The sequence below is a fragment of the Thalassovita sp. ABM4_323 genome (assembly GCF_056158665.1).
Window position 1 is genome coordinate 56,467 of sequence record NZ_JBSWTS010000001.1, and the last position, 14,479, is coordinate 70,945.

The 14,479-nt window shown below is 59.1% G+C and carries 5 protein-coding genes; 3 read left to right on the forward strand and 2 right to left on the reverse strand.

Features of this window, described 5'->3' with window-relative positions:
* Window positions 1-5: 5 nt before the first annotated feature.
* Genes ACXADQ_RS00210 through ACXADQ_RS00220 form a run of 3 tightly spaced genes read left to right on the forward strand, consistent with a single transcriptional unit; the run spans window position 6 to window position 3,286 of the window.
* Entirely contained in the window at window positions 6-1,097 is a 1,092-nt protein-coding gene (locus ACXADQ_RS00210) for a hypothetical protein (protein WP_475313644.1), read from the forward strand.
* A 5-nt stretch (window positions 1,098-1,102) separates the two neighbouring features.
* The gene (locus tag ACXADQ_RS00215) at window positions 1,103-2,197 is read left to right on the forward strand and encodes a hypothetical protein (protein ID WP_475313648.1); all 1,095 of its coding nucleotides are present in this window, start codon (window positions 1,103-1,105) and stop codon (window positions 2,195-2,197) included.
* A 51-nt stretch (window positions 2,198-2,248) separates the two neighbouring features.
* Complete coding sequence (locus ACXADQ_RS00220) at window positions 2,249-3,286, forward strand: hypothetical protein (RefSeq protein ID WP_475313652.1); 1,038 nt, start codon at window positions 2,249-2,251, stop codon at window positions 3,284-3,286.
* Window positions 3,287-3,357: 71 nt separating this feature from the next.
* On the opposite strand, the gene ACXADQ_RS00225 is transcribed toward ACXADQ_RS00220, so the two are convergent.
* A complete protein-coding gene (locus ACXADQ_RS00225; RefSeq protein ID WP_475313656.1) occupies window positions 3,358-4,134 on the reverse strand; it encodes a sulfotransferase in 777 nt (258 codons plus the stop codon).
* A 225-nt stretch (window positions 4,135-4,359) separates the two neighbouring features.
* Entirely contained in the window at window positions 4,360-14,430 is a 10,071-nt protein-coding gene (locus tag ACXADQ_RS00230) for a calcium-binding protein (RefSeq protein ID WP_475313661.1), read from the reverse strand.
* Window positions 14,431-14,479 lie beyond the last annotated feature (49 nt).

A 14,479-nucleotide genomic window follows, 5' to 3' on the forward strand; every position in this document is an offset into this window, starting at 1 on the left:
AAAATATGAAGGTCATTCTGCATATCGGTACGGGAAAGACGGGGACATCCTCGATCCAGAGTACCTGCAGCGCCAATCACGACATTCTGGAGCAGCACGGAATATATTACCCGCAGTTGGGGCGGCTGGAAAAACATTGCCTTCTAAGCGTACCGTTCTACAAGAAACGCTTGCCGCGTGAGTTTTGGGGGCGTTTCGGTCGAGATAAGCCCGCTGCCGATGCTGCAGCTATGAAGCTGTGGGAGCAGGTACGACAAGAGGTCTCCGAGAAATCCCCAGAAATTGTTCTGTTGTCGGGGGAACGGTTCTTGGGAATAGAAGATGTGGAAGGGCTTTCTGCCCAGCTGGCCCATGTTTTCCCCGGCGCAGATATTGATTTGCGGTGTTATGTCCGTCACCCGGCGGCGCATTACCTTTCCGGCCTGCAGCAAGTGTTAAAAGCTTCCAGCGAAATCCGGACCATTGAGCCTCGGAACTGGTCAATGCAAATCGCACGCTGGAGCCATCTGGCTCCGGTTATCATCCGAGAGTTCAATCGCGACACACTGGTCGGTGGAGATGTTATTTCAGACTTTTGCGCGACGGCCTTGGAGGGCCGGGTAGATGCTGACACATTGACGATTGTTCAGAGGAACAGTTCGATGTCAGCCGAGGCTATGGTGCTGCTACAACAGTTTCGCGCGGTGAATTTTCCAAATAACAACAACCAGTTTAATCAATCGACCCGCCGGTTCCGAAATTTGGTTACTTTGGCCGAAAAAAGCCTTCCAGAGGGTGTTGTGGTTAGCAAACCTTCGCTTCGGGATGATGTGTATCAGCGGGTCGTTGCAATCACGCGGGCGGACACGCTTCGACTGCGTGACGAGTTTGGCTTTAGCTTTGCGGATTCTGATTTGTACAAGGCTATTTCTGAAACAGAGGAGCCGACAAACTTCCAGCCTGAAACGCTGCAAGATGTTATTCTCGTAAATCCTCAGGTGCTCCAAACGCTGTCAGCGCGTACGTTTGGCATTGCGATGACGCGGCTTCAGCAGAAGCAATCGAAGCTGTTGAAACAGCGGACTGATGCTGATGATCGAACGGTAGGAAGGAGCTGAGCTAAATGTTTAAGAAGTGTTCGTTGCACATCGGTATGGAAAAAACCGGGACAACATCAATCCAGAGTCTGATGTCGGAAAACCGGAAGGTTCTCGGCAAATCCGGATATCGATACTCTTGGTCAATGGGACGGGAGAATCACGTCAACCTAGTGGTTTATGCCCGTGATGATGACAAAACAGATAATCAAAGAAAACGGGCGTTCGCAAACAGCGGCTTGCCACTGGATAAGCTGCGCAAAAAGATCGAGGCGGACTTTGCAGTCGAGGCCGAGAAACATGCCGGCCAACACTTGATCTTATCCAATGAGCATCTTCAAAGTCGCCTGACCTGTCTGCGCGAGAAAAAGCGTCTCAGAAGCCTGTTGGAGCCTCATTGCGAAGATATCGAAGTGTACCTGTACTTGCGCCGTCAGGATTTGGTCGCGACAAGTCTGTACGGGACCCGGTTGTTGTCTGGTGGCATGACGCATCTTGGCGACATAATTCCCAAGATTGCAGACGGGGCAGAGGTTCCGTATTTCTATAATTATCTACTGATCTATAGGGAGTTCTGCGAAGCCTTTGGTAAGGACAAGGTGCATGTACGGATTTTCGAAAAGGAACGGTTGTTAGGTCAGGATATTTGTACAGACTTTTTAGATTGGCTGGGCATTAAGACCCAATCCCCGATCCAGTTCACCAAACGTCAAAACGAAAGCATCTCCGAAGCAGCACAGTTCTTTTTGACACGCTTCAATACAAATAATCCGCCGTTCATTGATGAAAAACTGAACCCGCTGCGGGGCCAAATCGCGAAACGTTTTGCGCGTATTGCTACTGGCAAGGGCTATAAGCCCGAGCGGGAAATGGCCCTTTCCTTCATGGAGCATTTCCGAGAGGACAACGCGACCTTGTTCAAGGAAGCGGGGCTGGGAGATGTGAATTTTGAGGATAGCTTCGATATGTTCCCTGCCGGGAGCGGCAAGCCTGCTGTGCCGGAAGTGGGTGATGTCGCTGATGTGGGCGTCAGCCTCTTTCAGGACGTCATGAAAGACCTGAACCAGGCGAATGCAGATCTAGCCAAACTGAGGGCTAAACTGAAAAAACTGAAAGCATGAAAAAATCCGAACTTGGGTGTTGCCTAGGGTTTTAAAAATTTGGACATTACGATGAAGAAACCTAAGAAAATAGTAGTCAATCTAGGTGTCGCCCGATGCGGTACGACTGCAACTGCAACTTTGTTCTCTCAGGGGCTTTCTGGGTTTTCCACGCCGCGGGGCGTGAAGGAACTGAAGTACTTCCTCGGGGATCATTCCGATCCGGGAAACTACTTTGACCACTTCGATTTTTCCGAAGATGATATTCTGTTCGAGTCGTCCCCGCCCTACATGGGCCGCGGGCTGGAGAAGTTTGAACGGGTCTTGGATCAGATCACAGAACTACGGGATCTTGGCATTCAAGTCACGGTCCTCGTGCATGTGAAGAACCTCATGAAACGGGCATTTTCGCACTACTGGCATGGCATTAGCAGTCATCACGCCATTTACGGCAGTGCCTGGCGTGTGCGCGAGGCCGATGACCCAAGGCGGTTCGACTCGGTTTATACTCAGGATTTCTCCAAGGTACTGGCCAATCCAGAGAAAAAATTCATGCCGCGCTTGGGTAAGATGCTGTCTTTGGCCATCGAACGCTTGGGTGAAGAAAACGTATGTATCCTGCATACGCCGTCCATGGATGCAGGTTTGGATGATTTTCTGAACCGGCTGGATTATGCTCATGATGGTGTGAAAACTCCGCGGATTCCGGGAGCACGATCGCCTCTCTACTTGTTGGGTGGGCAAAGCTATTCCTTGAAGAATGGGAACAGCAGTAAAGAGATCGAAGTTCCAGAAGGCCGTTGCCTGCTTTTCGCGCGCCGCTACAAAGAGTGTCTGGATACTAGCCAATATGACATGGATCGGATTATTGGAGCGTCGAACAAATGGAGCCGTAGCTTTGAAAAGTCTAGCCTGAAGCCTGCGGTCACTAAGAAAGTGAAAACTTATCTGTCCAAGCAGGGTGAACAGATGTCGCGCCTGCCCGAAGGGTGTTTTCTGGGAGGCTGTCGAGATGCCCTGCTGGAGGACATGGTTAAATTCCCTGACAGGATGGATATTAAGCCGTTGGAGCCGAGCGCTGTAGAGGCTGAAAAACTGCTCGAATCTTAATGTCGAGACAGATTACGGTATGGGGGGATGTGCTTCATTCCCCCATACCTCCATGTTTTGTGCATACCGCCTTAGGATTGGGACGGTGCGCTCGGGGCCTCAGGCCGTGCCAGTTTGCGCAGGCGGCGGGCTGGTGTCATGTCGACGAGTTTGTAAATCTCGTGGAACTTCTCGGGAATCGTTCGGCCGGGTTGTTGCGCCTGATAGTGGGCGTGGCGTTCCAGCTCAGCCGAGAAACCAGCATCTTCTGGCAGGTTCAGGAAATCCAGCAACGCTTGGCCGGTTTCAAGTGACTGCGAGGGCAGAGTGTCAAAATCCAACAGGAACATGCGCGAGGCGAACTTGGGATTTGAGATGGTTTCCAGCAATGTGCGGTTCTGCTGTTCCCAGTGAATACAGGCCTTGACGAAATCTTTGTCTTTTGGCCAGTTGCTGTTCTTTTTGTGAGCCAGTGCATCCCAAGACAGGGCGACATCTTTCAGGTTGCGTAAAACCGAAACGATCCGAACTTGGGGATACGCCTTCAGGACCTCATGCTCTTTCTGGAACAGGTCCGGGATCATGTCACCGACCACTGCGGCATCATCCCATTTGTCGCGCATCTTGTCATAGAGTGCGGCAACCTTGGGCGCTTTCTCGGGGCTTAGATTGGTATCCGCCTTGCGGAACCGAAAAAAGCGCGATTTATCAAAAAAGTCCGGATCATATATACCATGCCGCAAAAACTTGAACTTGTAGCGGCTGTATCCGATGCAGGCGTTCTGGTGAGCGTTGAGCATATCCATGACCGCGTTGGCACCACCTCGTGCAATCCCAGTCACGATCGTTACAGTTTTGTCGGTCGTCATGTTCCCTCGAGCCACTTCAATGAATTTGTTCTCCCGCTGGGATGTGCCTGGCGGGGGGACTGCAATTATATCTTAGATGCTTCGTATCCCTGCGCTCTGCTAGACCAGATTCGCAATCCCCGATTGATCTGTATGTAATATGTGCTTTTCGAAAGGGGGCCTCCCCTCTCTGACCTTAATATCAGATCAAACAGGAGAGGGGAGGTCAATTATCGGTTTATCCTCTTAGAAAAGCTCGATGTCATCGGCGCTCACGCTGGCATTTTGTGCAAATGTCGCGATCAGTTCCTGCACACCTGCCCCAGATCCATCCGCGTCGAACCACAATTGCCCCGAGGCCTGATCGAAGATGAACCGGTCGTCGGCATCCAGCGCCGCGGTGCCTGCCACAAACAGGTCTGCGTCCAGCGTGCCTTTGACAATTCCAGGGAAGATGGATTGCTTCATCCGCAGGATATCGCCTTCATCCACCGTGTTGGTGTTGAAGTCGATGATCCGGTCGACATTATCGGCACCCAGGGCGCGATCAAACACAAAGGTGTCTGCCCCGGCCTGTCCCCGCAGCGTGTCGCGCCCCTCGCGACCGACGATCACGTTGTCGAAGGGGTTGCCGATGATCGTGTTGTCCAGATCGTTGCCGATCCCGTTCACACCTGCGATGCCTTCGCCAGCATCGTTGCGCAGGGTTTGCAAGTGCAGATTCTCGACATTGGCATCCAACGCATAGGCTCGGTAAGCCTTGACGGTGTCGATGCCTTCGCCGGCCAGCTCGACCGCGTTATCGCCGGGCGCGCGCACCAGATAGGTGTCATTGCCCAGGCCCCCGATCAGGGTGTCGACATTCTTGCCGCCATCCAGGACGTTGTCCCCGTCATTGCCGGTGATGGTGTTCATCAAGCCGTTGCCAGCCCCCAAACGTGCCGTGCCGGTCAATTCCAGATCTTCGATATGGGCGCGTCCCATGCGGAAATCGACCGAGCTGATCACCGTATCATGACCGGCCCAGCGGTTGCTTTCGGCGACGCGGTCGCCCGCATCCTCGATATAGATCAGATCGGATCCGGGGCCGCCGTTGATTGTATCGTTGCCCGCTTCTCCGCGCAGGGTGTCATCCCCAGCGCTGCCAAACAGGTTGTCGTTGCCATCCCCCCCCAGGATCGAGTCATTGGCCCGGCCGCCATAGAGAATATCGCGCATCACGTCGCCGATGATATTGGTACCAACATCATCGTCCGACTTCACGGTATGTGAGCGACCGCCCGTCAATTGAACCGTGCGGGCTCCATCGATGAACACGTTCTTGCCGCGCCCCAATGGCCCCACATCCAGCAGGACCGTCGTGCCTGTATCCCCGATATTGAGGTACAGTTTCGAACTGTTGGACTGTGACACCAGCGCATTCTCGACCACCAGACCCAGTGTCGTGATGGCCGACAGGTCGAATTCCTCGACGCCGGTATAGGTGCCGGTTGCGCCCAAATTCACATTCAAAGAGGATTGCGTGACGACTACCGTATCGTAGCCACGCCCAGCGATGATCTGGAAATCAGAGCTATCCATATGCGCCCGGCTGGCGCGGAAAATATCGCTTTTGTTGGTGCCCACGGCGAACAGCTCGGTGGCCCGCATGGAAATGTCCTGGCCAGGGTTGTTGTCATCGTCGAAGGCAAAGTTTTCAGCGACCAGATCCGCCAGCAGGGTGTTCTTGAATGTGGTTGACCCGGTTGGGCCGAATGACAGAACCACATCATTGCCGACCTGGCTCAGGCGCAGCTCCTCGAACCGGCTATAGGCCGATCCGCGAACGCGCATGATGTCGCCTCCGACGCCGGTTTCAAAATCCATGAAATTGTCGGTAAAGTCGGCATAGGTGCGCAGGAAGGTGTCCTGACCGGCCCCGCCATACAGGTCGTCCCCGTTGGCACCGCCGTTGATCACATCATTGCCGTCGCCCCCGAACAGGCGGTCGTTGTCTTCGCCGCCACGCAGGATGTCGTTGCCGGTGCCGCCATAGAGGTAATCTTTGCCGTCTCCGCCGTTCAGGGTGTCATCGCCGCCATTGCCGCGCAGGGTGTCATTGCCATCCTGTCCGCTGAACGTGTCGTTGCCGCCCTGGCCGATGCCTTCATCGCTGCCGTCGCCCAGGCCGATATTGCCGCCGTCCACATGGGCCACAACCACTTCGGAGCGATCGCTGGTGCGGGCATATTTGAAGGTAACGTCATTGCCCGCAATATCCGAGACCGGGTGCAGCCCAAGCACACCGGGCCCGACGACCCGCCACTGATCGGTGCTGCCATCGGCCGGATAGTCCTGCACCAGCGAATCCACGACGATGGTGTTTTCGTCATCAGCGCTGCCGTGGAAGTTGATATCACGGTTCGCATAGGCCAGATGCAGCGAGTTGTAATGCTCGGCGTTATAGGACGAGAACAGAATGGCGTGACGTGAATCCGTGCTGGACAGGTTGGTAAAGTCGTTGGCAAAGCTTTCCTGCAGCAGGAAATGATACCCCGAAGACCCGGATTTGTTATAGGCCCCGACGGCGGTCAGGCTGTCAGCCGTGGTTTCATGGGCACGCTGCCATTTAAAGGCGTGCGCCGCGGGGTTGGTCACGGTGATATTGCTGATATCGCTGTCGCGAACACCATCCAGTTCCAGGGCCGCGATCGAAACCCATTCGGGCATCGTGTTATCAAAGAAGAACGGATCGGGCAGGCCCCCGACCTCGTCTTCGAAGGCCCCGACGATCGAGAAATCCGAGAGGTTCACGTTTTCCAGGAATGTGTTCTTGGCGATATTGGTTTCGCCTGCTTCGAACGTATAGGGCGAAGCCTCGGCCAGGGTGGCCACACCATTTTCGATCGAGACAATCCGCGAGCGGAATTCCTGCAGGTAATACAGTTCGGCGGATGTGGGATCTGCGGGGTCTACTGCTGGCTGGTTCCAGTCGTTGCCATCAGCGCGGTTCAGGTTGTCCGAGGCGATCAGGTAATCATCGTCGTTGGGCTCGAACAGGAACAGAATATCGCCGACTTCGAATTCTTCAAATTCCTGGTCCGGGTACAGCGTACGCAGGGCCTCGATATCCGGCAGAACCACCTGGTTGCTGCCTTCGGCCACCTCGGTGTCCAGCTGGCCATAGCGAATTTGCAGATCATCCGGGGTCACCAGAATCGTTTGTGCGGCATTGGCCGTGTCGATATCGGTGACAAAGATCGTTTGACCCTCGCCCGCGCCGCGAATGGTGATGTCGCTGCGGTGGATCAGCAGGGTTTCCGTGATCGAGTAGGTTCCAGCCGCAATATTGATGACTGCATTCGGGATGGCCCCGTCAAACAGTTGTTGCAGCTGTGCGTTGGTGGTTCCGGCCTTAACGTTGTAGACATGCGGATCCTGCCCGAAGAACAGGAAGTCGGCACCATCCAGTTGGTCCGCCTGAACGTTTTCCAGAACCAGATCCAGCCCGGTGCCGGTAATCCGGACATTGGGGCCTTCGTTGGTAAAGGTCAGATGAACCAGTCCGCGCAGTCCGGTCAGTGCGGTCAGATCAATCCGTTCGACAAAGTTGGTTGGGTCGTAATCGGCAATAACCGTGCCTTGGGCATTTTCTTCGATAATGTACTGATCGAAATCGGCGCCGCCATCCAGCCGGTTGGCACCTGCGCCCCCGATCAGAATGTCGTTGCCTTCTCCGCCGATCAGCGTGTCGTCGCCGGCGCCCCCGTCCAGACTATCGTTGCCTTCGCCTCCGATCAGGCTGTCATCGCCGCCATTGCCGATCAGCGTGTCAGGGCGTTCAAAGCCATCCAGCGTGTCGTTCAGGGCACCGCCGCGCAGAACGTTTGCGTCGTTGCCGTCCAGAACATTCCCGGGGATCAGGTCTGAAACGGTCACGTCCTGACCTGGGACGTCGCGCAGGGTGACAAGACCCGTGCCTTCGGTGATGACTGATCCGGCCGGGGCTAGCGAGGTATCCAGGAACAGCGGGTTTTCGCCGTGCCGGATCAGGATGGTTCCGGTGCCGGATTGCGCCACCATATCGGCGTCGACGGTGACCGCCAGGTAAGGTTCGACATTGAGGGTCGCGCCGCGCAGGTCGATGATCTCGATCCCGGACATGCCTTCCAAACGCAGCGGAGAAATCGAGCGATCCTCGCCCGAGATGCGCAGTGTGTCCGTACCGCCGGCGCCATCGAACGTGTCCAAAATCCCGTCATCAGCGATCCCAGCGGCCGTGTCCTCCAACCCGTTGAGATTCGAGAATTGGCCGGACAGGTCAAAGATCTCATCCGCGCCCGTGCCCTGGAACGTGTCTTCCCCAGCGGTGAACTGGAAATCGAAGGCGGCACTCAGGCCTTCGGCAAAAAGGATGCGCGGATCGCCATCAAAGACGAAGTCATCCTCGGCCAGATCCGTTGGCGCCAGACCCCGCAGCGTGATGGTGGTTATACCATCGGGTAAGGTAACCAATGTGTTGGCTCCTGCGGCGGTGATGGTCAGATCGGCAAACGTGACGCCGGCAAAGGCGCGCAGGTCGATCCGTTCGAACAGGTTGTCTGCTTCGAAATCGGTGATGATCAGGGTTTCGCCCGCGCTGACGATGAACGCATCTGCGCGTCCGTTGCCTGTGACGACGTTCCGTCCGGTGCCGCCGGAAATCAGGTCATATCCAGAGCCCCCGATCAGGGTATCATTTCCGTTTTCACCAAACAGACGGTCTTCGCCTCCGCCGCCAACCAGGCTGTCGTGTCCGCTGCCTCCGCGCAGGGTGTCGTTGCCGTCGCCACCCAAAAGGGTGTCTCGGCCCCCGCGCCCTTCTATGGTGTCAAATCCATCGCCGCCGGTGATGCTATCGCCCTGGTCACCGCCGATGACACGGGTCGCAGTCGGGCCGGTGATGACTGTCCCCCCGGTGTTGTCCCCGATTGTCAGCATTTGACCTGGGGTTCCGGGGGCCAGGGTTACGGTGCCGGATCCATCCAGCACCACCTGAGAGGCCGAGGTGACACCGGGAACGCCCGGTTCTCCGCCCGTGTTCAGAGCAAGCGCCGCGGTGCCGAAGCGGACCAGGATCGAGCCGGTATCCGAGCTGCTCGGCAGGGCATTGCCGATGGCCAGATCAAACGGGCCGGTGGCGTAGGTCAGGTCGATGATCTCGATGCCGCTGAGGGCATCCAGGCGAACCGCGCCCAAGGTGCGCTCTCCGCCAAAGACGCGCAGGACGTCCGTGCCTGTCCCGCCGTCGATGCTGTCGATGGTGGCGTCCAGTTGGCTGGTCTGGCCGATCAGGTCGACCAGGTCGTTGCCGGAGCCGCCGGTAAAGGAATCCGCGCCATCCGAGAGGGTGAAAATAACGGGGGCGGCCTCGCCGTCAAAGATGAAGTCGGCGGCGCTCAGATCGCCCGAGGCGACCCCGGTCAGAGTGATCTGAGCGGCGCTGCCGGGCAGGGTGATGCGGGCATTGCCGCTGTTGGTGGTGATGGTCAGATCGGCAAACGTGACGCCGGCAAAGGCGCGCAGGTCGATCCGCTCATAGGCGGCGGCACCTTCGAAATCGGTGATGGTCAGGGTCTCGCCCGCGCTGACGATGAACCGGTCCGTTCCGGTGCCGCCAGACACGCTATTCGACCCTGTCCCGCCGGAAAGCAGGTCATTGCTGTCCCCGCCGATCAGGGTGTCATCTCCGCCATTACCTGACAGGGTGTCGGCGCCATCGCGCCCGGTGATGCTGTCGTTCTGGGTGCCGCCGACGACCACGGTTGCGGACAGGGCGGTGACCAGGGTGCCCCCGGCGCTGTCGCCGATGGTGACCATCTGGCCCGCAGTGCCTTCGGCCAGAGTGACCGGCCCGATGCCGTCAAGAACGACCTGATCGGCCGAGGTAACGCCGCCGACATTCACGCCCATCGGGGTGTTGCCGAAGCGCACGAGGATCGTGCCGGTGTCCGAGCTGTTGGCGTTGTCCGCGTCGATCGCGATCTGGTGGCTGCCGGTTGCATTGGTCAGGTCGATGATCTCGATGCCGCTGAGGGCATCCAGGCGCACGTCGCCCAGCACGCGGTTAGAGCCAAAGACGCGCAGGACGTCCGTGCCTGTCCCGCCGTCGATGCTGTCGATGGTGGCGTCCAGTTGGCTGGTCTGGCCGATCAGGTCGACCAGGTCGTTGCCGGAGCCGCCGGTAAAGGAATCCGCGCCATCCGAGAGGGTGAAAATAACGGGGGCGGCCTCGCCGTCAAAGATGAAGTCGGCGGCGCTCAGATCGCCCGAGGCGACCCCGGTCAGAGTGATCTGAGCGGCGCTGCCGGGCAGGGTGATGCGGGCATTGCCGCTGTTGGTGGTGATGGTCAGATCGGCAAACGTGACGCCGGCAAAGGCGCGCAGATCGATCCGCTCATAGGCGGCGGCACCTTCGAAATCGGTGATGGTCAGGGTCTCGCCCGCGCTGACGATGAACCGGTCCGTTCCGGTGCCGCCAGACACGCTATTCGACCCTGTCCCGCCGGAAAGCAGGTCATTGCTGTCCCCGCCGATCAGGGTGTCATCTCCGCCATTACCTGACAGGGTGTCGGCGCCATCGCGCCCGGTGATGCTGTCGTTCTGGGTGCCGCCGACGACCACGGTTGCGGACAGGGCGGTGACCAGGGTGCCCCCGGCGCTGTCGCCGATGGTGACCATCTGGCCCGCGGTGCCTTCGGCCAGGGTGACCGGTCCGATGCCGTCAAGAACGACCTGATCGGCCGAGGTAACGCCGCCGACATTCACGCCCATCGGGGTGTTGCCGAAGCGCACGAGGATCGTGCCGGTGTCCGAGCTGTTGGCGTTGTCCGCGTCGATCGCGATCTGGTGGCTGCCGGTTGCATTGGTCAGGTCGATGATCTCGATGCCGCTGAGGGCATCCAGGCGCACGTCGCCCAGCACGCGGTTAGAGCCAAAGACGCGCAGGACGTCCGTGCCTGTCCCGCCGTCGATGCTGTCGGTGGTGGCGTCCAGTTGGCTGGTCTGGCCGATCAGGTCGACCAGGTCGTTGCCGGAGCCGCCGGTAAAGGAATCCGCGCCGTCCGAGAGGGTGAAAATAACGGGGGCGGCCTCGCCGTCAAAGATGAAGTCGGCGGCGCTCAGATCGCCCGAGGCGACCCCGGTCAGAGTGATCTGAGCGGCGCTGCCGGGCAGGGTGATGCGGGCATTGCCGCTGTTGGTGGTGATGGTCAGATCGGCAAACGTGACGCCGGCAAAGGCGCGCAGATCGATCCGCTCATAGGCGGCGGCACCTTCGAAATCGGTGATGGTCAGGGTCTCGCCCGCGCTGACGATGAACCGGTCCGTTCCGGTGCCGCCAGACACGCTATTCGACCCTGTCCCGCCGGAAAGCAGGTCATTGCTGTCCCCGCCGATCAGGGTGTCATCTCCGCCATTACCTGACAGGGTGTCGGCGCCATCGCGCCCGGTGATGCTGTCGTTCTGGGTGCCGCCGACGACCACGGTTGCGGACAGGGCGGTGACCAGGGTGCCCCCGGCGCTGTCGCCGATGGTGACCATCTGGCCCGCGGTGCCTTCGGCCAGGGTGACCGGTCCGATGCCGTCAAGAACGACCTGATCGGCCGAGGTAACGCCGCCGACATTCACGCCCATCGGGGTGTTGCCGAAGCGCACGAGGATCGTGCCGGTGTCCGAGCTGTTGGCGTTGTCCGCGTCGATCGCGATCTGGTGGCTGCCGGTTGCATTGGTCAGGTCGATGATCTCGATGCCGCTGAGGGCATCCAGGCGCACGTCGCCCAGCACGCGGTTAGAGCCAAAGACGCGCAGGACGTCCGTGCCTGTCCCGCCGTCGATGCTGTCGGTGGTGGCGTCCAGTTGGCTGGTCTGGCCGATCAGGTCGACCAGGTCGTTGCCGGAGCCGCCGGTAAAGGAATCCGCGCCGTCCGAGAGGGTGAAAATAACAGGGGCGGCCTCGCCGTCAAAGATGAAGTCGGCGGCGCTCAGATCGCCCGAGGCGACCCCGGTCAGAGTGATCTGAGCCGCGCTGCCGGGCAGGGTGATGCGGGCATTGCCGCTGTTGGCGGTGATGGTCAGATCGGCGAACGTGACGCCGGCAAAGGCGCGCAGGTCGATCCGCTCATAGGCGGCGGCACCTTCGAAATCGGTGATGGTCAGGGTCTCGCCCGCGCTGACGATGAACCGGTCCGTCCCGGTGCCGCCAGACACGCTATTCGACCCTGTCCCGCCGGAAAGCAGGTCATTGCTGTCGCCGCCGATCAGGGTGTCATCCCCGCCATTGCCCGACAGGGTGTCGGCGCCATCGCGCCCGGTGATGCTGTCGTTCTGGGTGCCGCCGACGACCACGGTTGCGGACAGAGCGGTGATCAGGGTGCCCCCGGCGCTGTCGCCGATGGTGACCATCTGGCCCGCGGTGCCTTCGGCCAGGGTGACCGGTCCGATGCCGTCAAGAACGACCTGATCGGCCGAGGTAACGCCGCCGACATTCACGCCCATCGGGGTGTTGCCGAAGCGCACGAGGATCGTGCCGGTGTCCGAGCTGTTGGCGTTGTCCGCGTCGATCGCGATCTGGTGGCTGCCGGTTGCATTGGTCAGGTCGATGATCTCGATGCCGCTGAGGGCATCCAGGCGCACGTCGCCCAGCACGCGGTTAGAGCCAAAGACGCGCAGGACGTCCGTGCCTGTCCCGCCGTCGATGCTGTCGGTGGTGGCGTCCAGTTGGCTGGTCTGGCCGATCAGGTCGACCAGGTCGTTGCCGGAGCCGCCGGTAAAGGAATCCGCGCCGTCCGAGAGGGTGAAAATAACAGGGGCGGCCTCGCCGTCAAAGATGAAGTCGGCGGCGCTCAGATCGCCCGAGGCGACCCCGGTCAGAGTGATCTGAGCCGCGCTGCCGGGCAGGGTGATGCGGGCATTGCCGCTGTTGGCGGTGATGGTCAGATCGGCGAACGTGACGCCGGCAAAGGCGCGCAGGTCGATCCGCTCATAGGCGGCGGCACCTTCGAAATCGGTGATGGTCAGGGTCTCGCCCGCGCTGACGATGAACCGGTCCGTCCCGGTGCCGCCAGACACGCTATTCGACCCTGTCCCGCCGGAAATGACATCATGTCCGCTGCCACCCGAAACGGTGTCATCGCCACCGTTGCCTGACAGAGTATCCTGCCCACCCGAGCCGATAATGCTGTCATCCAGTGCACCGCCGATGATCACGTCATCTTTGTTTTGGCCGCTGACACGCCCGCCATAGGCATCCGAGATCGTGACGGCCTGACCATATTGACCATAGTCATCGCGCAGGGTGACTTGGCCCGTGCCTTCCACGATCACATTCTGCGAGGAAACATCCTCGGTCTGAAGAATGAGGTCCTGACTGCCGAACTTGACCGTCATGGTGCCGTCCGAAGAGCTGTCCAGCATCGCCTGGTTCAACTGCAACACCAACTCGGTTGTGGCTGAACGGGCGCCACTGAGGTCAATCACCTCGATGCCGGACATGCCGGCCAGACGTGCAGCGCTGACCGAGCGATCATCGCCCCAAATCCGCAGCGTATCGACGCCGTCGCCGCCTGCGAATGTGTCGGCGGCGGCCAGTTTGGTGAAGCTGCCTTTGACTTCGAAGACCTCGTCTGCGTTCGTGCCTGCGAAATTGTCGGTCCCGTCGGTGAATTCGAAGGCCGGGGCAATGGTCAGGGCTTGCGCCAGGGTTTCGACCGTGTCGCCATCAAAAACAAAATGCGCCGCTGTCAGATCGCCAGAGGCGACCCCGGTCAGGGTGATCTGAGCGGCGCTGCCGGGCAGGGTGATGCGGGCATTGCCGCTGTTGGCGGTGATGGTCAGATCGGCAAACGTGACGCCGGCAAAGGCGCGCAGGTCGATCCGCTCCATGCTGTCGGTAACATCGAAATCCGAAATTGTTATCGTTTCGCCAGAGCTGATGACAAAGGTGTCGGACTCTTCTCCGCCTTCAACTTCGTTGGTGCCCATGCCTCCGGTCAGCAGATCAAAACCGCTGTCGCCCACCAGCGTATCATTGCCGGTGCCCCCGCTCAGGATATCGTTGTCTTCCCCGCCATCCAGGTCATCGTGGCCTGCGCCACCTGTCAGCACATCATCGCCAGTTCCGCCAATCAGAACATCTGTTCCGTCGGCCCCAATGATTGTGTTGCGCCCTGCGGCCCCCACAACATGAGAACTGGCCAGACCGGTGGCGATCTGGACCTGTTGTGCGGCCATGTCGCGCAGGGTGACAGTGCCTGTCCCGTTCAGTTCCACCATGGCAATGCCAGGGGTTGTGTCCCGCATATCCAGTGTCAGCGGTGCCGTTCCCCACGTGATGCGCAGAACGCCCCCG

Coding starts and splice junctions, on each gene's coding strand:
- ACXADQ_RS00210 (WP_475313644.1), top strand. CDS start 6: ATGAAGGTCATTCTGCATATCGGTACGGGAAAGACGGGGACATCCTCG.
- ACXADQ_RS00215 (WP_475313648.1), top strand. CDS start 1,103: ATGTTTAAGAAGTGTTCGTTGCACATCGGTATGGAAAAAACCGGGACA.
- ACXADQ_RS00220 (WP_475313652.1), top strand. CDS start 2,249: ATGAAGAAACCTAAGAAAATAGTAGTCAATCTAGGTGTCGCCCGATGC.
- ACXADQ_RS00225 (WP_475313656.1), bottom strand. CDS start 4,134: ATGACGACCGACAAAACTGTAACGATCGTGACTGGGATTGCACGAGGT.
- ACXADQ_RS00230 (WP_475313661.1), bottom strand. CDS start 14,430: ATGCGGGACACAACCCCTGGCATTGCCATGGTGGAACTGAACGGGACA.